General features: G+C 61.9%; 20 protein-coding genes. 13 read left to right on the forward strand and 7 right to left on the reverse strand.

The features are described from left to right. Positions 1-117: 117 nt before the first annotated feature. Complete coding sequence (locus tag AU074_RS10240; protein WP_076014619.1) at positions 118-378, forward strand: hypothetical protein; 261 nt, start codon at positions 118-120, stop codon at positions 376-378. Positions 379-438: 60 nt separating this feature from the next. On the opposite strand, the gene AU074_RS10245 is transcribed toward AU074_RS10240, so the two are convergent. Further along, complete coding sequence (locus AU074_RS10245) at positions 439-1,113, reverse strand: HAD family hydrolase (protein WP_076014620.1); 675 nt, start codon at positions 1,111-1,113, stop codon at positions 439-441. Between the two features lie 243 nt (positions 1,114-1,356). Between AU074_RS10245 and AU074_RS10250 the strand changes: the two genes are divergently transcribed. From AU074_RS10250 to AU074_RS10270, 5 genes are all read left to right on the forward strand, one after another. Next, positions 1,357-1,569, forward strand: a complete 213-nt coding sequence (locus AU074_RS10250; protein WP_076014621.1) for a phage infection protein — start codon at positions 1,357-1,359, stop codon at positions 1,567-1,569. A 161-nt stretch (positions 1,570-1,730) separates the two neighbouring features. After that, entirely contained in the window at positions 1,731-2,501 is a 771-nt protein-coding gene (locus tag AU074_RS10255) for an alpha/beta fold hydrolase (protein ID WP_076014622.1), read from the forward strand. 111 nt (positions 2,502-2,612) lie between these two features. Then, complete coding sequence (locus AU074_RS10260) at positions 2,613-2,870, forward strand: DUF2790 domain-containing protein (protein ID WP_076014623.1); 258 nt, start codon at positions 2,613-2,615, stop codon at positions 2,868-2,870. Positions 2,871-2,921: 51 nt separating this feature from the next. Next, positions 2,922-3,593, forward strand: a complete 672-nt coding sequence (locus AU074_RS10265; RefSeq protein WP_063031680.1) for a heavy metal response regulator transcription factor — start codon at positions 2,922-2,924, stop codon at positions 3,591-3,593. Beyond that, a complete protein-coding gene (locus AU074_RS10270) occupies positions 3,590-5,002 on the forward strand; it encodes a heavy metal sensor histidine kinase (protein ID WP_076014624.1) in 1,413 nt (470 codons plus the stop codon). The genes AU074_RS10265 and AU074_RS10270 overlap by 4 nt, the downstream gene beginning before the upstream one ends. Here the strand turns inward: AU074_RS10270 and pcp are convergent. The 3 genes from pcp to AU074_RS10285 are packed head-to-tail and all read right to left on the reverse strand — an operon-like array spanning position 4,995 to position 7,310. Then, positions 4,995-5,642: a pyroglutamyl-peptidase I gene (gene pcp, locus AU074_RS10275; RefSeq protein ID WP_076014625.1), complete on the reverse strand. Its 648-nt coding sequence runs from the start codon at positions 5,640-5,642 to the stop codon at positions 4,995-4,997. The two genes, AU074_RS10270 and pcp, sit on opposite strands and share 8 nt — an antisense overlap. 7 nt (positions 5,643-5,649) lie before the next feature. Beyond that, positions 5,650-6,600 carry a DUF979 domain-containing protein gene (locus tag AU074_RS10280; RefSeq protein WP_076014626.1) on the reverse strand — a complete coding sequence of 317 codons (951 nt, stop codon included), beginning with the start codon at positions 6,598-6,600 and terminating at the stop codon, positions 5,650-5,652. Next, positions 6,597-7,310 carry a DUF969 domain-containing protein gene (locus AU074_RS10285; protein WP_076014627.1) on the reverse strand — a complete coding sequence of 238 codons (714 nt, stop codon included), beginning with the start codon at positions 7,308-7,310 and terminating at the stop codon, positions 6,597-6,599. Before AU074_RS10285 ends, AU074_RS10280 begins: the two co-directional genes overlap by 4 nt. A 332-nt stretch (positions 7,311-7,642) precedes the next feature. Between AU074_RS10285 and AU074_RS10295 the strand changes: the two genes are divergently transcribed. Both AU074_RS10295 and AU074_RS10300 read left to right on the forward strand, forming a co-directional pair. Then, positions 7,643-8,188 carry a DUF4410 domain-containing protein gene (locus AU074_RS10295; RefSeq protein ID WP_076014629.1) on the forward strand — a complete coding sequence of 182 codons (546 nt, stop codon included), beginning with the start codon at positions 7,643-7,645 and terminating at the stop codon, positions 8,186-8,188. Between the two features lie 103 nt (positions 8,189-8,291). Beyond that, positions 8,292-8,795, forward strand: coding sequence for an SPOR domain-containing protein (locus AU074_RS10300; protein WP_076014630.1), 504 nt, complete (start codon positions 8,292-8,294; stop codon positions 8,793-8,795). Between the two features lie 3 nt (positions 8,796-8,798). On the opposite strand, the gene AU074_RS10305 is transcribed toward AU074_RS10300, so the two are convergent. From AU074_RS10305 to AU074_RS10315, 3 genes are all read right to left on the reverse strand, one after another. Next, positions 8,799-9,224: a GNAT family N-acetyltransferase gene (locus AU074_RS10305; protein WP_076014631.1), complete on the reverse strand. Its 426-nt coding sequence runs from the start codon at positions 9,222-9,224 to the stop codon at positions 8,799-8,801. A gap of 63 nt (positions 9,225-9,287) precedes the next feature. Beyond that, positions 9,288-9,806, reverse strand: coding sequence for a hypothetical protein (locus AU074_RS10310; protein ID WP_256576871.1), 519 nt, complete (start codon positions 9,804-9,806; stop codon positions 9,288-9,290). Positions 9,807-9,839: 33 nt separating this feature from the next. Beyond that, on the reverse strand, positions 9,840-10,616 hold the full coding sequence (locus AU074_RS10315; protein ID WP_173860371.1) for an AraC family transcriptional regulator: 777 nt from the start codon (positions 10,614-10,616) through the stop codon (positions 9,840-9,842). Between the two features lie 211 nt (positions 10,617-10,827). Between AU074_RS10315 and AU074_RS10320 the strand changes: the two genes are divergently transcribed. From AU074_RS10320 to AU074_RS10340, 5 genes are all read left to right on the forward strand, one after another. Beyond that, entirely contained in the window at positions 10,828-12,444 is a 1,617-nt protein-coding gene (locus tag AU074_RS10320; RefSeq protein WP_076014632.1) for an APC family permease, read from the forward strand. 30 nt (positions 12,445-12,474) lie between these two features. Then, the gene (locus AU074_RS10325) at positions 12,475-13,401 is read left to right on the forward strand and encodes a 4-hydroxyproline epimerase (protein WP_076014633.1); all 927 of its coding nucleotides are present in this window, start codon (positions 12,475-12,477) and stop codon (positions 13,399-13,401) included. Positions 13,402-13,439: 38 nt separating this feature from the next. Continuing rightward, complete coding sequence (locus AU074_RS10330) at positions 13,440-14,387, forward strand: dihydrodipicolinate synthase family protein (protein WP_076014634.1); 948 nt, start codon at positions 13,440-13,442, stop codon at positions 14,385-14,387. A gap of 177 nt (positions 14,388-14,564) precedes the next feature. After that, positions 14,565-16,136 (forward strand): aldehyde dehydrogenase (NADP(+)), encoded by a 1,572-nt coding sequence (locus AU074_RS10335; RefSeq protein WP_076014635.1) that lies wholly within the window; start codon positions 14,565-14,567, stop codon positions 16,134-16,136. 3 nt (positions 16,137-16,139) lie between these two features. Further along, entirely contained in the window at positions 16,140-17,399 is a 1,260-nt protein-coding gene (locus AU074_RS10340; RefSeq protein ID WP_076014636.1) for an FAD-binding oxidoreductase, read from the forward strand. Positions 17,400-17,427: the final 28 nt, after the last annotated feature.

Genomic DNA, 17,427 nt, shown 5'->3' on the forward strand with positions numbered 1-17,427 from the left:
CGCTGGCTGCCCTCTACGCATGAAACAGCTTGCATACAAATGGAACTTGTTGAGTATTCCAGAGCCGAAACTCGTGACAAAACCCCTACAGTCTGCAGCGCGCCGAGGAGCACGTTGATGAGGCGTCCTGTTAAACAGCCTTACTTATCCAAGTCCTGGGTGATCGCCGGGCTGATCGCCGTGGTTTTTTTCGGGTTGGAGTATGCCGTGCGGTACGAAATGGAAGGCATCTCCGAGAATGCTTACACCTGGCTGGACCTGACGCTGTTCCTGGGCGCGTACTTGTTTGTCTTCTGTCTCCAGCCCATTCAGGCAGCCATTCATCGAAAGCTGTGTCGACGAACCCATCGCAGTGATCGCCGGAAAGCCTCGTCCTGACCGTCTGTAGAGCCGTCCGTTTATGAAGAAGGCCGATCCGGTTAACCGGATCGGCCTTTTTTACGTCAGGCGTTGCAGGTGCAACATCCCGGATTCGTCCCGCAAAACCTGTAAATGCTCGTACCCGGCAATCGAGGGGTGTTCCGTGACCATAGGCGTATGGTGCGTCGAGGTCACCACCATCACATCGGCCCCCGCCGCCTCTCCGGCACGAATCCCGACGCTGGCATCTTCAAACACCAGGCAGTCCTGCACCGGCACTCCCAGGCGTTGCGCACCGAGCACATAACAGGCCGGATCCGGCTTGCCACTGGCGACATCCTCCGCGGTAACCAACACCGCCGGCGGGTTAATTCCAGCCGCCTGCATGCGGCGCAGAGCCAGTGCCTTGGGTGCGGACGTGACAAGCGCCCATTGATCGCCGGGCAGCGCGTTGAGAAATTCCACCGCGCCGGCAATCGCCACCACCCCTTCTACATCCTCGAGTTCAGCCTCGGTAATCCACTGCGCCTGCGCCTGCGCGTCAACCCCGGGCAATGCCTGGCGGGTGATGGTATCGATAGCACGGGCGCCATGAATGGTCTTCAGAAAGGCCGCGACGTCCAGCCCGTGGCGTTCAGCCCAGGTCGCCCATACCCGTTCGGCAGCGGCAATGGAGTTCAGGAGCGTGCCATCCATATCGAACAGGAAGGCGCGGTAACGGTTGGCGAATACAGCTGAATCGCGGGTGGACACTGCTCGGCTTCCTCATGTTTTCGTCACCCGGTCTTGGGTGCTGACGAACCACTTGCCCGATGCAATCTACGGATCGCCCCAAACGCTGTAAACCTTCCCGTGGTTTGTATCGGACTGTATGGAAAGCCTGCCTGGATACGCGAACCTGCATTTCGCCACGCCCGGGCACACATGGCGGATACACCCCGGGGATTAACTACGACCACCAGCCAATCCGGCTGGCTCACTCGTAGGAGACTCATCATGTTCAAACGCTCGAAAGCTTCGTCCCTGGTATTCGGCCTGGCTGTCGTCGCGGGCCTCGGGCTGTCATCCATGGCGTCGGCCAACACCCACGCCGCCGCGGTCAAGGACCAGCCATCCCACCTGCTCGCCGAGGGCGGCGCCGATCGCCTGCACGAACGCGGCCTGGCGGAAGGTGGCGCTGAACGCCTGCAGGCAGCCCGTACTGTCTGATGAATCTTCGCCCAACAAGGGCAGCTCCGGGCTGCCCATTGCATTACAAACTTGTCATCAAGCTGTCAGTGTTGCCAGCACCCTCACTTCATACAGTGAAGTCGTCAGTCACCCACAGCCGGTGACCCAACTTCCCACTGATAAAGAAGCGAGCCCGCCCGATGAAACCTGTAAGCAAACTCTGCCTGATCGCCGCCAGCCTGTTGATGCTGGGCACCGGCACCGCCATGGCCGGCCCGATTGCCCCGGTGAAAGCCAACAACGTGGTACTGGTGCACGGCTCCTGGGCTGACGGTTCCAGTTGGTCCGAAGTGATCACCCGCCTGCAGGCCGCCGGCTTGCATGTAACCGCCGTGCAAAACCCGCTGACCTCGGTGGCGGATGACGTCGCCGCCACCAATCGCGTACTCGATCAACAAGACGGTCCTACCGTGCTGGTCGGCCATTCCTACGCCGGCACCGTGGTCAGCGACGCCGGGGTCAACCCCAAGGTCAGCTCTCTGGTGTACGTCGCCGCCCGCGCTCCGGACGCCAACGAAGACTTCGTCGCCCTGTCCGCCAAGTACCCGAGCACACCCGTACGTGCCGGTGTGGTGGAGCACGACGGCTACCTGACCCTGAATCAGGACGCCTTCCTCAAGTACTTCGCCGCCGACGTGCCCCACGCCAAGGCCATGGAGCTGTACGCCGTACAACAGCCGATCGCCAAGACCCTGTTCAGCGGCCGCACCGTCAACGCCGCCTGGCACACCAAGCCGTCCTGGTATGCGGTGTCCAGCAACGACCAGACCATCAACCCGGACCTGGAACGCTTCCTCGCGAAACGCATGAACGCCACCACCATCGAGGTGCCGTCGAGCCACTTGTCGCTGGTTTCCCACGCCAAGGAAATCACCGACCTGATCCTCGAAGCTTCCGGTCGCCAGCCTTAAGCCCTTCATTACAACCTTGTCATCATCCTGTTGGTTGGCTGTTTGTGTCGCCTGGTTACTGTGAACTCACTGCCGGATACCGGCAGCCAACCCTTAAAGAGAGATACCGCCATGAAACTGTTTATCCTCGGCTTTGCTGCCCTCCTCGCCACCGGTTCGGCTTTTGCCGGTACCGCTGCCGCTACCTCGGTGATCCATGACACGCCCGGCTTCTTCATGCACATGGACGTGGCCAAAGTGCTGTCGAGCACCGACACCTACGGCCAGTGCGGCATCGTCCCCGCCCGCCTCGACTACCTCGACAGCCAGGGCCGCGAACACGTGCTGGACTATCAGGTACAGGGCATCGGCTGCCCCAATGACAATTGATCGGGCTACACTTGCGCCACGAAACACCGGCACATCATCAGGGCAACTCCCATGAATATCCTCGTAGTCGAAGACGAGCCCAAGGCGGGCAACTACCTGCTTAACGGTCTGCAGGAACTGGGCTACTCCGTGAGCCTCGCCCGCGACGGTGTGGACGGTTTGCACCAGGCCCTGGAAACCCCGTTCGACGTGATCGTGCTGGACGTGATGATGCCGAAAATGGACGGCTGGGAAGTGTTGCGTCGCCTGCGCAAGGAGGCCGACACCCCGGTGCTGTTCCTCACCGCCCGGGACGACATTGCCGACCGCATCAAGGGCCTGGAACTGGGCGCCGACGATTACCTGATCAAGCCGTTTTCCTTCGCCGAACTGGTGGCGCGCCTGCGCACCCTGACCCGGCGCGGGCCAAGTCGTGAAGAAGAACAACTGCAGATCGCCGACCTGCAGATCGACGTGCTCAAGCGCCGCGTCACCCGCGGCGGCGTGCGCATCACCCTGACCAACAAGGAGTTCGCCTTGTTGCACTTATTTGCCACCCACCAGGACCAGGTGCTGTCGCGCTCGCTGATCGCCTCGCGGGTGTGGGACATGAATTTCGACAGCGACACCAATGTGGTCGACGTGGCCGTGCGCCGCCTGCGCCTGAAAATCGACGACCCGTTCCAGCTCAAGCTGATCCACAGCGTGCGCGGCATCGGCTACCGCTTCGATACGCAGCCATGAGCAAGCCTCGGCATTACTCCCTGACACTGCGCCTGGCGCTGATCTTTGCCTTGCTGGCGTTCGCCCTGCTGGCGACCCTCGGCGTGGCGCTGTACCGCGAGCTTGAGCGCGAACTGATCCGCCGCGATGACGCCGCGTTGATTTACCGCGTCGACCAACTGCGCAATCTGCTGAACGACAGCAACACCCTGGACCTGATCAAGACCAAGCCAGAGCTGTTCCAGAACATGCTGGGCAATCGCGAATCGGTGCTGAGCATCGCCGCGCCGGGGCAGAAGCCGTTGCTGGAGGTGAACCCCGGCAACATCGATATGCCCGCCGTGACACCGGTGCCCCGGAACCATGCCCTGGACTTCTCCGATGTGCAGCATTTGCCTGGCGTCAACGGAGTGCCCTTCTCCATGCTGGCTGCCACCATCGATTCCGGCGACCTGGGCAGCCTGCAAGTCACCACCGGGCGCCTGATGACCGAGCGCACCGCCGTGCTCGCCAGCTACCGGCTGAGTGTCTATATCCTCGCCAGCATCGCCGCGTTGGTACTCGCGGTGGTCGGTTACCTGATGGTGCATCGCGGCTTGCTGCCGTTGCGGCGCCTGGCGGTGCATGCGCAGGGCATCGGTGTCGGCAACCTCGCCGCGCGCCTCGACAGCCAGGGCGCACCGAAAGAACTGCTGCCGATGATTGACTCGTTCAACACCATGCTCGAACGCCTGGCCAAGGGTTTTGTGCAACTGGGGCAGGTCTCCACCGACATGGCCCACGAACTGCGCACGCCCATCAATAACTTGCTGGGGGAAACCCAGGTGGCGTTGCAACAACACCGCAGCGTCGAGGCCTATCAGCAACTGCTGGCCTCCAATGTCGAAGAGCTTGAACGCTTGGCGCGCATGCTCGACAACATGCTGTTCCTGGCCCGCACCGACCCCGCCAGCGCCTTGCGCCAACGCCAGGAACTGAATGCCGCCGATGAAGTGGAGCGCATGGCCGACTACTTCGAAGGGCCGGCGGGCGATGTCGACATCAGCATCCTGGCCCAGGGCACCGGTGTGATCTGGGCCGAACCGATGCTATTGCGCCGTGCCCTGGCCAACCTGTGCGCCAACGCCATCAAATATGGAGCGCCAAGTTCTGAACTGCTGATCCAGGCCACACCCAGCGCCGAAGGCATCAGCCTGACAGTGACCAACCAAGGGGCAACCATCCCGGCGGAGCACTTACCGAGGTTGTTCGAGAGGTTTTATCGGGTGGATGAATCCCGGGAGCGATCGGCGCATTCCAACGGGTTGGGGCTGTCCATCGTCGCGACCATCATGCAGTTGCACAACGGGCGCTACAGCGTCAGCAGCGAGGACGGTGTGACGTGCTTCGCGTTGTTTTTCCCGGGACGCGAAGCCGAAAACCTCAGCTGACTTGCCCACCCGCTTCAGCGATATCCACCTGGGTATTCCAGGCGGTCAGCAGCGCAATCCGCAAGCCCTCAACCTGCATCGGCAATGCCATCGAGGCCGGCTCGGGCACGCGGCCCGCCACCTGTTCAGGTAGCCACGGCACATGGATGAAACCGCTGCGTACCGCTGACCCGGCGAGCGCGTGCTGCAAGAGATAGAACACCTGATTGCACACGAAAGTGCCGGCGGTTTGCGACACGCTGGCCCCAATGCCGGCTTCGCGCACGGCCCTCACCATGGCCTTGCTCGGCAAGGTACCGAAGTAGGCCGCAGGGCCGCCGGGCACCACCTCTGTGTCGATAGGTTGCTCACCCAGGTTGTCCGGAATCCGCGCGTCGTTGAGATTGATCGCGACCCGCTCGATGGAAATATCACTGCGCCCGGGGCCCAGCCCGACAGCAATGACCATCTGCGGGCGATGTTCGGCCAACAGCTGAGCCAGACGCTCGCCCGCCGTGGCAAAGGCGCAGGGCAACTGCCGCGCGACAATCCGCACATCAGCGCCCAACTGCACACCCTCCAACAGGCGTACCGCCTCCCAGGACGGGTTGATAAGGTCTTGGCCAAACGGTTCGAAACCCGTCAGCAATACAGTGCGCATTACAGCCTCACATCAGCAGGTAGAGCAGGACAATATTCACCACCAGCATCATCAACGCCGTCGGCATCTGTGCCTTGATGACCGCGTTTTTATCCGGCAGCTCCAACAACGCCGCCGGGACAATATTGAAGTTGGCCGCCATCGGTGTCATCAGCGTACCGCAGTAACCGGAGAACATGCCGATGGCAGCCATCACCGCCGGGTTGCCGCCGTAGATGCCCACCAGCACCGGCACACCCACGCCGCCGGTCATCACCGGGAAGGCCGCAAAACCATTGCCCATGATCACGGTAAACAGTGCCATGCCCAGCACATACACCATCACCGCAACCAGCTTGTAATCCAGGTTGATGTAGGTGGTGGTGATGTGCGCAACCGCCGTGCCCACGCCCGCTTCGTTGAACAACAGCCCGAGCATCGCCAGCATCTGCGGCAGCACCATCGCCCAGCCCAGCGCTTCGGTGAGGCGCCGGGATTCGCGAAGGGCTTGCACCGGGGTGTCCCGCGTCAGCCAGCAGGCCAGCGCCAGTGCAATCAGGCAGCCGATGCCCAGGGAAACAAAGGTGGTGTTCTTCGGGTCCAGCAGCGGCACGCCGCCGATCTCGGTGTGTTTGAGTAATACCGAGCCGATCACCGTGGTCAACGGAATGGCCAATGCAGGGATAAACAATTTATGCCCCAGGCGACCAGCGCTGGCCCGTGCGGCCTTGTCATGCAACTGGGCATGCGCGCCGCGGCCTACGCCGCCCAGGCCCGCGATGACTGCCATCACCACCACGCCCACGCCGACCACCACCGAGGGCAGACGCTCCCCCACCAGGAACGGAATGGCAAACAGCAGCCAGAACAACGAACTCGACCAGCGCTTGGGGTGGGTGCGATCCATCAGGATCATCCCGGAGGTGATCACCAACAGAATGCCGGCCAGCCAGTACAGGTATTCAATGGAAATGATCATTGCGCCGCCTCCGCTTTGTTGGCCGGTGACAGCTCTCGGGTCAGCATTCGGTCAAAGCGGTGCAAGCGGATGGCGTGAATGATGAAGGCGCAGATCGCCGTCGGGATGCCCCAGACCGCAATGTGCAGAGGCTCGACATCAATCCCCGAACCCAGCAGGAAGGTGTGCATCAGCGCAATCGCACCAAAGGCGACGAAGATATCCTCGCCAAAAAACAGCCCCACGTTGTCGGTCGCGGCACACATGGCCAGGACCTTGTGGCGAAGCTTGTCGGGAAGTTTGCCATAGCGCTTTTCCGCCGCGCCTTCCGCCATCGGCGCCAGCAACGGGCGCACCATCTGCGGGTGCCCGCCCAGGCTCGTCAGGCCCATGGCCGCGGTGGATTCACGCACAAACAGGTAGATGATCAGCAAGCGCCCGACCGTGGCCCGCTCAAAGCGCGCGATCCAGTTTTGCGCATGCAGGCGCAAGCCATGGCGCTCCAGCAAGCCGATGACGGCGAGGGGCAACAACAGGATCAATTGCAAGGCGCGGGTCTGGAGAAAGCCGTCGCCCATGGTGGCGAGGATCTTTTCCAGCGGGAAGTGGGCGGCAAACCCGGTGGCAATCGCTGCCGCCGTGACGACCAACAGCGGATTGAAGCGCAACACAAAGCCGACCACGATGACGAGTACGCCAATCAGCGGCCATAGGTTCACAACAGTTTGCATGGTGGTGAGGTCCTTAAGTGCGCGCTGCGGCGCCAGTAAAGCAGGTAGTGAACAAAGGGTTCACTGCAAGAAAACGGCGTGCAGCCCGGCTCGATTTTTTATTGTTGACCTGGAAGGTCGAGCGTCAGTGGCGGCATCTTTGCTGCTTGGGGAGGGAGGTGTCCAACAAGAAAAATTGTTGCTGCAATCCAATAAAGTTTGTGGGTGTTTGAAGCGTTAGAGGGCATTTGGCAGTCATCGCTTGCCAGACGGCGGGAGGTTCAAGCATCGTAGCCGCCCCATCCGATGCGGTGGCCTCCCCCTTTCTCAATTGTTGTGGATACGGAAATTCAATGAAAACCTCCAAGGCGCTTTACGCCCTGTCGTTCGCTGTTGCCCTCTCGATGCTGGGTGGCTGCGCAGCCAAGGTAAAAAGCGGTGGTGCAGACACCCTGGCCATCCCGGAATCGGCTAAACAAAACCTGGTCGTGAGCTTCAAGGGCAACACCACTGTCGAGCAAAACCAGGACTGGCCACTGCTCAAGCAACAATGGGGCGCGGCCCTGCAAACCGAGGCGCAACAGGCCGGTTATAGCCTCAAGGAAACACCCACCATCAACACCGGCAGTGCAGACGGAGTTGGCATCACCATTAACGTCAGCAAGTTTCGTTACCTGACGGCTGGCAGCCGCTACGCTGCTGGAGCATTGGTGGGTAATGCCTGGGTGTTCTCGAAAGCTGACTTTTGCGACTTGAAATCCGGCGCACCGCTGGGCGCACGGACTTATGAAACCGAGTCATCGGCCTGGGAAGGCGTGGCGTCGGCCATGACGCAGAAGCAGGTCCAGGCGATTGCCAAGCAGGTGATTGCGGACATCAAGAACGCCAAGGCGCAGTAAGCACCTGGCGGCATCCATGTTGCTCGCGCTGCCGATGGCGACGCGGGGCTGAACAGGCTCAGCGCCGCCATCGCTCCTGCTAAATCAAGACAAGGACGTGCACATGAGCATTTACCTTTCCCTATGGCTGGCACTCACCGTTGTGACTGCCTACCTGGCCAGTCAGCGCGGCAGGTCAGGGCCAAGATGGTTTGCGATTGGGCTGTTCGTGCCGGTGATCCCCCTGATCGCCCTCCTGCTGATGCCGCGCGTTCCCAAGACCGGTGTGGACGCCCTGGTACACGAAGACCTGCGCCCGTGCCCCGCGTGTGAAAGCCCGATCAAAGCAACCGCCGCGCAATGCAAACACTGTGGCGCCGAGGTGGAACCTATCGCCCTGAAATATCGCAGCGGCTGGGTGGTGCGCCTTACCGCCGATACCGACAAAGCGTTTGGCGAACTGGTTGCGCAACTGCGAGCGCTCGATGTGCCCACCGTGCTCGATGAGCCGCCTCATGCCTTTGTCGGCCCGTTTGAAGAGAAGGCCCAGGCGCAGAATGTGCTCAGGTACTTGAAGTCCGATCACGGCCTGGACGGCTTGGTGACCTGGCGGTCGGTGACCCGCTAGCCCTCAACCCAGACGCTTCTCGAAAAAGTGGCGTTTGTGCCCTGGCGGGTACTCGGCAATATGCCCGAACTCGCTGAAACCCAGTTTCCGATAGAACCCGGGTGCCTGAAAGCTGAAGGTATCCAGCCAGATCCCCGCACACCCTTTCTCCCGTGCCAGCTCCTCAGCCGCGTGCATCAGCCGCGAGCCCATGCCTTGAGTGCGCATTGACTCAGGCACGCTCAACAGCTCAACGAACATCCAGCCATAGGAAATTTTCCCGTAGAGGCCGCCCACCACTTCCTGGCTGGCGGGATCACGCAGTAACAGCCCAAAGGTTTCGAACGGGTTCTCGCCGCATTGGCTGATGTTGTATGCCCGGAGCGGCTGAAGGATGGCCTGGCGCTCTTGCTCGGTAATGTCGAAAGATAACTCTATCCCTGATTCCATCTCGCTGAACTCCTGATAGTTTGAAGACGCCCACGTTTGAAGACGGGCACGCAGCTCATCTAGTCAAGGCGAACACCCACCCACGACCGCTTCTCTTCTGAACGAATCAGGCGAGCGCCCGGTAGTTTTGTCGGTGATATCCGCCACACAGCCACTCACCGGCACGGACTGGATAACTTGATAAGTCGCGCCAACGGCAGGGATAAAACTGACCAGGTTTGCGCAACTGCGAAGAGCGTTGGCGCCCTCTTTGTTGGCGCCACCGCTGCTCATGACATTTACGTAGATCCGTCGATCGGGGATCAGTAAAAACCGCTCGCTGACCTCGCCTTTGCGAGTGCCGAGCACGCCGGTTTCTGCCGTATCGTTGCAACCCGGATCGTAATAGGCCCAATACATTTGGACGCCGCCGTTCAACAGGGTGTTAGGCCCCTGGATGGCTTCGAGCGTTGCGTGGGGCGCAGTGGCGGCAGGTTGTTGATAGAAACCTACACAACCGGCACTCAAGCTGCAGCACAGCGCCAATAAGATCTTTTTCAAAGACAAACCTCCCTGTAAAACAGCCCGGCCGACGTTGGCCATGGGCGATTGTACCCAGACAATATCAATTAGACATCACCGCACACTGGTCGCCTGACGATACTGGCGCGGCGTAAACCCGGTCAACGCCTTGAACTGCCGGGTAAATGCGCTGTGGTCGGTATACCCACACTGCAACGCCACCTCAGTGATCGGCAGCTCGGTATGCAGCAGCCGGTGCGCATGCTCAAGGCGCACCTTCTGGATCATCTGGCGCGGCGTGAGGTGGAACACGCGCTTGCAGTAGCGCTCCAGTTGCGCCACTGAAATCCCGGCAATCCGCGTCAATTCACCCAGGGTGACACGCCGATTGAAATGCGCCCGGATGTGCTCGTCCACCGCCGCCAGCCGTTGATAGGCCGGGTGGGTTTCGCTGGCGGTTTGCAGGTCGACCGAGATGCCCGCCAGGCCGATGATCGCACCGTCACGGCTGTACAGCGGCCATTTGTGGGTCAGGCACCAGCCCGGCTCGCGGGTGCCGTAGAGGTGCAATTCCAGCTGGTCCTCCAGGACAAATCCCTGCTCCAGCACCCGTCGATCCTGTTCGGTATAGCCAGGCCCCAACTGCGCGGGAAAGACCTCGGCGCTGGTTTTCCCCAGCAGCGGTTGCAAGTGCTTCAACCCGCACCGTTGCACCAAGGTGCGGTTGGCCAATACGTAGCGCGCCTGCACGTCCTTGATAAAAATCGCGGCATTCGGAATCACGTCCAGCATCGGCAACAACAGCCCTACGCTGGCCAGTAATTCTTCGATGGTGTGCGGGCGGTTGGCCTCGCTCCCTTGGCAAAGGGTCGCGAACGCGCTCTGCATCATGACGCTTTCTCCTGCTTTCAGCGGACAGGCCAGGCGCCCGGCGGGCGGTGCCTGGCGAGCAGATTGCCCCATGGGCGCCGCCATGTCGAGCGCTCGAAACTGTGCTGATTTCGTCATATCAGCCTGCGCAAAACATCAATCGCGGCGCCATTGATGGGTTCACTGTATGGCCACTGCATGCCTATCCAATAACCCACAAGAAGGCGCCGCCATGTCAGCCCAAGGCAAGTTCAAGAAACAGCTTTCATTGATCGACCTCACCTTTATCGGACTGGGAGCGATCTTCGGTTCGGGCTGGTTGTTCGCGGCCAGTCACGTCTCAGCCATTGCCGGGCCGGCGGGGATTTTTTCCTGGTTGCTGGGCGGGTTTTCCGTGCTGCTGCTGGGCATTGTGTACTGCGAACTGGGAGCGGCATTACCCCGCGCCGGTGGCGTGGTGCGCTACCCGGTTTACTCCCACGGCCCACTGCTGGGCTACCTGATGGGCTTTATCACGCTGATCGCGTTTTCAAGCCTGGTGGCGATTGAAGTGGTCGCCTCGCGCCAATACGCCGCAGCCTGGTTTCCCGAGCTGACGCAGGCGGGTTCCAGCAACCCGACGATCCTCGGCTGGTTCGTGCAGTTTGCGCTGCTCTCGCTGTTTTTCGCCCTCAACTACCGCAGCGTGAAGACCTTCGCCATGGCCAATAACCTGGTCAGCGTGTTCAAGTTCATCGTGCCGTTGCTGGTGATCGGCGTGCTGTTCACCTTCTTCAAACCGGAAAATTTCCACGCCCAGGGCTTCGCGCCGTTCGGGCTGTCGGGCATTGAAATGGCCGTGTCCGCCGGCGGGGTGATTTTCGCGTACCTGGGCCTGACGCCGATCATCTCGGTGGCCAGCGAAGTGAAAAACCCGCAACGCACCATTCCGATTGCGCTGATCCTGTCGGTGCTGCTCTCTACCGCAATCTACGTGTTGTTGCAGACCGCATTCCTCGGCGGCATTCCCACCGAAATGCTCGCGAACGGCTGGGCCGGCGTCGCCAAGGAACTGGCCCTGCCGTACCGCGATATCGCCCTCGCCCTGGGTGTGGGCTGGCTGGCTTACCTGGTGGTGGCCGACGCGGTGATCTCCCCCAGCGGTTGCGGCAACATCTACATGAACGCCACGCCGCGGGTGATCTACGGCTGGGCGCAAACCGGGACCTTCTTCAAGATCTTCACGCGCATCGATGAAAAGTCCGGCATCCCGCGCCCGGCGCTGTGGCTGACCTTTGGCTTGTCGGTGTTCTGGACCCTGCCCTTCCCGTCGTGGGAAGCGCTGATCAACGTAGTGTCCGCCGCACTGGTGTTGAGCTACGCCGTGGCGCCGGTGTCCGTGGCCGCACTGCGCCGCAATGCGCCTGACCTGCCGCGCCCGTTCCGGGTCAAGTGGATGGGTGTGCTCGGCCCACTGTCGTTCATCATCGCCGCGCTGATCGTCTACTGGTCGGGCTGGAGCACTGTGTCGTGGCTTCTCGGCCTGCAAATCCTGATGTTCGTGGTGTACCTGCTGTGCGGCCGTTTTGTGCCGACCCTGCACCTCAGCCTCGGCCGCCAGGTTCGCTCCTCTGCGTGGCTGATCGGCTTCTACGGCGTGACCATCATCCTGTCGAAGCTCGGCAGCTTTGGTGGCCTGGGCATCCTCAGCCATCCGTTCGACACCGTGGTCGTCGCCGCTTGTGCACTGGGGATTTATTACTGGGGCGTGGCCACCGGCGTGCCGGCGCATCTGGTTCGCCTGGAAACCGAAGATGACGAAAGTGAAGTGCCTGAGCCCGACATCGGCCGCGTGCAGTTGGCTTCCTGAACATCAGCCCACCCCTGAATGGATAGTGTTATGAAACGAGTTCACATCATCGATTCCCACACCGGCGGCGAACCCACGCGCCTGGTGATGACAGGTTTCCCCGAGCTTGCCGGCGAGAGCATGGTCGACAAGCTCGACAACCTGCGCACCCAGCATGACCAATGGCGCAGGGCGTGCCTGCTGGAGCCCCGTGGCAACGATGTACTGGTGGGCGCGCTGTATTGCGCGCCGGTCTCGGCCGATGCCACCTGCGGCGTGATTTTCTTCAACAACGCCGGCTACCTCGGCATGTGCGGCCACGGCACCATCGGCCTGGTTGCCTCGCTGCATCACTTGGGGCAGATCGCACCGGGCGTGCACAAGATCGACACGCCGGTGGGCCCGGTCAGCGCCACGTTGCATGCCGACGGTGCGGTGACGTTGCGCAATGTGCCTGCCTATCGCTATCGCCAACAGGTACCGGTGGAAGTGCCTGGACATGGTCGGGTCTACGGCGATATTGCCTGGGGCGGCAACTGGTTCTTCCTGGTTTCCGAGCACGGGCAAGCGCTGCAAATGGACAACGTCGAAGCCCTGACCGATTACACCTGGGCGATGCTCAAAGCCCTTGAGGCCCAGGGCATCCACGGTGAAGACGGCGCCCTGATCGACCATATCGAACTGTTCGCCGACGACGACCAGGCCGACAGCCGCAACTTCGTCATGTGCCCGGGCAAAGCCTACGACCGCTCGCCCTGCGGCACCGGCACCAGCGCCAAGCTGGCGTGCCTGGCGGCCGACGGCAAACTCGCCGCCGGTGAGCCGTGGGTGCAGGCCAGCATCACCGGCAGCCAATTCGAAGGCAGCTACGAATGGGAAGGCGAACGTGTGCGCCCTTCCATCACCGGCCGCGCCTACATGACCGCCGACAGCACCTTGCTGATCGACGAACAGGATCCCTTCGCGTGGGGCATCTGAACCGCCCCCGCCCCTTCAATCAAACTGGAGCTGAAACCATGAACACCAACATCTTCACCGGCTGCATCCCCGCCCTGATGACCCCGTGCACTGCCGAGCGCAAACCGGACTTTGACGCACTGGTCGCCAAGGGCCGCGAACTGATCGATATCGGCATGAGCGCGGTGGTGTACTGCGGCTCCATGGGCGACTGGCCGTTGCTCACGGAAGCCGAGCGTCAGGAAGGCGTGGCGCGTCTGGTGGCTGCCGGGGTACCGACCATCGTCGGTACCGGCGCGGTCAACAGCCGTGAAGCGGTGGCCCACGCGGCGCATGCGGCGAAAGTCGGCGCCCATGGCTTGATGGTCATCCCGCGTGTGCTGTCCCGTGGCGCCTCGGCGACGGCGCAGAAGGATCACTTTGCGGCCATCCTCAAGGCGGCGCCGAACCTGCCGGCGGTGATCTACAACAGCCCTTACTACGGCTTCGCCACCCGCGCCGATCTGTTCTTTGAGCTGCGTCGCGAGTACCCGAACCTGATCGGCTTCAAGGAATTCGGCGGCGCGGCAGACCTGCGTTACGCGGCCGAACACATCACCTCCAAAGATGATGCCGTGACCTTGATGGTCGGCGTGGACACCCAGGTGGTCCACGGTTTCGTCAACTGCAACGCCACTGGCGCGATCACCGGCATCGGCAACGCGCTGCCACGGGAAGTTTTGCAACTGGTGGCCCTGAGCAAGAAAGCCGCCAAGGGTGACGCCACCGCGCGCCGCCAGGCACGGGAGTTGGAATCGGCGCTGGCGGTGTTGTCGTCCTTCGACGAAGGCTGCGACCTGGTGCTGTTCTATAAACATCTGATGGTGCTCAACGGCGACCAGGAATACACCCTGCACTTCAACGAGACCGATGCCCTCAGCGATGCCCAACGTCGGTATGCCGAGAACCAGTACGCGCTGTTCCGCCAGTGGTACGCCAACTGGTCGGCCGAGCAGAACGTCGCCTAACACTATTCAAGGCAGCAAAGATAAATGTGGGAGCTGTCGAGCCCCGGCGAGGCTGCGATGGGATCAACGCGGTGTACCTGCCAGACCGCAGCGCCTGCATCGCAGCCTCGCTCTGGCTCGACAGCTCCTACAGAGATTCTCTTTGTCTGCCCCTCTTTACTTTCTCAGGACTACGCCATGACTCTGACGGGCACCATGCTGATTGGTCAGCACTCCATTCCAGGCAGCCGCGAGGCAATCCGGGCGATCAATCCGGCCACCGATATTGCGCTGGAACCCGCCTACGCCGGCGGCACCGCCGAGCATGTCGAACAAGCCTGTGCGTTGGCATGGAGCGCCTTCGATAGCTACCGCGAAACGCCGTTGGCGGCTCGCGCCGAATTCCTTGAAAGCATTGCCAACGAAATCGAAGCCCTGGGCGATGAGCTGATTGAACGGGCGATGGCCGAGACCGGCCTGCCCCGCCCACGCATCCAGGGCGAGCGCGGGCGCACCTGTCACCAATTACGCACCTTCGCCCGCACGGTGCGCGCGGGTGAATGGCTGGATGTGCGGGTTGATTCCGCTCAGCCGGATCGCCAGCCCCTGCCCCGCTCTGATCTGCGTCAGCGCCAGGTACCTTTGGGACCAGTGGCGGTGTTCGGCGCGAGTAATTTTCCCCTGGCATTCTCAGTGGCCGGCGGTGATACCGCTTCGGCACTGGCGGCCGGTTGCCCGGTGATCGTGAAGGCACACGGTGCGCATCCTGGCACCAGCGAACTGGTGGGCCGCGCGGTGGCCAAGGCCGTTCAGCAATGTGGTCTGCCTGACGGTGTGTTTTCGCTGTTGTACGGCTCGGGCCGCGAAGTCGGGATCGCGCTGGTGTGCGATCCACGCATCAAGGCCGTGGGTTTCACCGGCTCGCGCAGCGGTGGCATCGCCTTGTGCCAGGCGGCCCAGGCACGTCCCGAGCCGATTCCGGTGTATGCGGAGATGAGTTCGATCAATCCGGTCTACCTGTTTCCCGCCGCGTTGAGCGCGCGCAGTGAAGCATTGGCGCAAGGGTTTGTCGCGTCCCTGACCCAAGGCGCCGGCCAGTTCTGCACCAATCCCGGACTGGTGATTGCCGTTGCGGGGCAGGCGCTGGACCACTTCATCGACAACGCCGCCAATCTGCTTCAGCGCAGCGCTGCCCAGGTCATGCTTACACCGGGAATCTTCAAGGCTTATGACGACGGTGTCAGCGCCCTGGCCAAGCATGCTCATGTCGCGGGCAAAGGGTTGGCGGCACAAGGCCCGAACCAGGGCCAGGCCCACCTGTTCGTGACCCACGCACAAGATTTTCTCGCCAACCACAGCTTACAGGCCGAGATATTCGGCGCCGCCTCCTTGATCGTGCAATGCGCCAACGCCGATGAAGTCCGCCAGGTCAGTGAACACCTGGAAGGCCAGTTGACCGCCACCTTGCATCTGGATGACGACGATCTGCAAACCGCCCACGCGCTGCTGCCGACCCTGGAACGCAAGGCCGGTCGCCTGCTCGTCAACGGCTGGCCGACCGGCGTGGAAGTGTGTGATGCGATGGTGCATGGCGGGCCTTTCCCGGCAACGTCAGACTCGCGCACCACCTCGGTGGGCACGGCCGCGATCCTGCGATTCCTGCGGCCGGTGTGCTACCAGGACTTCCCGGATGGCTTGCTGCCGACGGCGCTGCAACACGGCAATCCATTGCTGCTGCGGCGCCTGCTCGACGGTCAGAGAGAAGCCTAGGCCATGACCGATAACGTCATTCCAGACATCGCCGTGGTCGGGGCCGGGATCATCGGCGTCGCCTGCGCATTGCAACTGGCACGCCAGGGGCGGCGAGTGGTGGTCATCGACCAACAGCAACCCGGCCACGGGGCTTCGTTCGGCAACGCCGGTCACCTGGCGACCGAGCAAGTGTTTCCCATCGCGGATGCGTCGATCCTTAGCCGCTTGCCGGCCATGCTCATGGACCCGATGGGCCCGCTACGCCTGGACTGGAAATACCTGCCGCGCGCCCTGCCATGGTTTACCCGGCTGCTGTTGAATCTGCGTTCGGCGCCATTCCAGCGTACCGTCGCCGGCATCCGCGCGCTGAATGAAAGCAGCTTGGGCGCCTGGCACCGTCTGCTGGAAAGTATCGACCGTACCGAACTGATGCGCGAAGACGGCTCATTGCTGATCTTCGAGCGCCCCGACTCCCGTCAGGCCATGGACGCCTTGCAGGCACGCATGCGCCAGCAAGCAGTGCCGGTGGATTACTGGCAGGCCAGTGCGGTACAGGAGGTGGCGCCGCAACTCAGCGAAGGAATTCAGGGCGGGTTGTTCTTTCCCCGCACCGGGCATTTTCTCGATCCTTACCGGGTGGTTTGCGAACTGGTGGAAGCGGCCAAGGCCTGTGGTGTGCAATTTCTCAAGCAACCGGTTTTGGGTGGGCAGTTGGGCGAGCATGGTGTTTCGCTGAGGACTGACCAAGGCGTGGTCGCGGCGCGTCAGGTGTTGATCGCCTGCGGTGCGCATTCGGCCAAATTGACCGCCGAACTGACCGGCAAAAAGATCCCGCTGGATACAGAGCGCGGCTATCACTTGATGCTGCCCAATGAGCATGGGCGGCTACCGTTCGCCGTCACGTCACTGGAGCGCAAGTTCATCATGACGCCCATGGATGGAGGATTGCGGCTGGCAGGTACCGTCGAGTTTGCAGGCCTCGATCGCCCGCCGAACATGGAGCGCGCGTGGCGGTTACACCGGCTGAGCCAGGGTTTGTTTCGTCGTGATTTGAGTGCTGAGGACGCGACGCCATGGATGGGGTTTCGCCCTTCCCTGCCGGACTCGCTGCCGATTATCGACAAGCTGTGCGATGGCAAGGTCTTGCTTGCGTTTGGGCATCAGCATCTGGGGCTGACGCAGGCGGCGGTGACGGCGGAGTTGATTGGCCAACTGGTGTCGCCTGGGTCCTGCAGCCACGGCTTGCCGGCGCTGGAACCCTATCGGCTGAGTCGTTTCTGAAAGGAGCGGCACCCAAATTCGGGGCCGC

This window comes from Pseudomonas sp. ATCC PTA-122608, assembly GCF_001952855.1.
Classification (GTDB): Bacteria; Pseudomonadota; Gammaproteobacteria; order Pseudomonadales; family Pseudomonadaceae; genus Aquipseudomonas.

Coding starts and splice junctions, on each gene's coding strand:
- AU074_RS10240 (WP_076014619.1), top strand. CDS start 118: ATGAGGCGTCCTGTTAAACAGCCTTACTTATCCAAGTCCTGGGTGATC.
- AU074_RS10250 (WP_076014621.1), top strand. CDS start 1,357: ATGTTCAAACGCTCGAAAGCTTCGTCCCTGGTATTCGGCCTGGCTGTC.
- AU074_RS10255 (WP_076014622.1), top strand. CDS start 1,731: ATGAAACCTGTAAGCAAACTCTGCCTGATCGCCGCCAGCCTGTTGATG.
- AU074_RS10260 (WP_076014623.1), top strand. CDS start 2,613: ATGAAACTGTTTATCCTCGGCTTTGCTGCCCTCCTCGCCACCGGTTCG.
- AU074_RS10265 (WP_063031680.1), top strand. CDS start 2,922: ATGAATATCCTCGTAGTCGAAGACGAGCCCAAGGCGGGCAACTACCTG.
- AU074_RS10270 (WP_076014624.1), top strand. CDS start 3,590: ATGAGCAAGCCTCGGCATTACTCCCTGACACTGCGCCTGGCGCTGATC.
- pcp (WP_076014625.1), bottom strand. CDS start 5,642: ATGCGCACTGTATTGCTGACGGGTTTCGAACCGTTTGGCCAAGACCTT.
- AU074_RS10280 (WP_076014626.1), bottom strand. CDS start 6,600: ATGATCATTTCCATTGAATACCTGTACTGGCTGGCCGGCATTCTGTTG.
- AU074_RS10285 (WP_076014627.1), bottom strand. CDS start 7,310: ATGCAAACTGTTGTGAACCTATGGCCGCTGATTGGCGTACTCGTCATC.
- AU074_RS10295 (WP_076014629.1), top strand. CDS start 7,643: ATGAAAACCTCCAAGGCGCTTTACGCCCTGTCGTTCGCTGTTGCCCTC.
- AU074_RS10300 (WP_076014630.1), top strand. CDS start 8,292: ATGAGCATTTACCTTTCCCTATGGCTGGCACTCACCGTTGTGACTGCC.
- AU074_RS10305 (WP_076014631.1), bottom strand. CDS start 9,224: ATGGAATCAGGGATAGAGTTATCTTTCGACATTACCGAGCAAGAGCGC.
- AU074_RS10310 (WP_256576871.1), bottom strand. CDS start 9,806: ATGGCCAACGTCGGCCGGGCTGTTTTACAGGGAGGTTTGTCTTTGAAA.
- AU074_RS10315 (WP_173860371.1), bottom strand. CDS start 10,616: ATGATGCAGAGCGCGTTCGCGACCCTTTGCCAAGGGAGCGAGGCCAAC.
- AU074_RS10320 (WP_076014632.1), top strand. CDS start 10,828: ATGTCAGCCCAAGGCAAGTTCAAGAAACAGCTTTCATTGATCGACCTC.
- AU074_RS10325 (WP_076014633.1), top strand. CDS start 12,475: ATGAAACGAGTTCACATCATCGATTCCCACACCGGCGGCGAACCCACG.
- AU074_RS10330 (WP_076014634.1), top strand. CDS start 13,440: ATGAACACCAACATCTTCACCGGCTGCATCCCCGCCCTGATGACCCCG.
- AU074_RS10335 (WP_076014635.1), top strand. CDS start 14,565: ATGACTCTGACGGGCACCATGCTGATTGGTCAGCACTCCATTCCAGGC.
- AU074_RS10340 (WP_076014636.1), top strand. CDS start 16,140: ATGACCGATAACGTCATTCCAGACATCGCCGTGGTCGGGGCCGGGATC.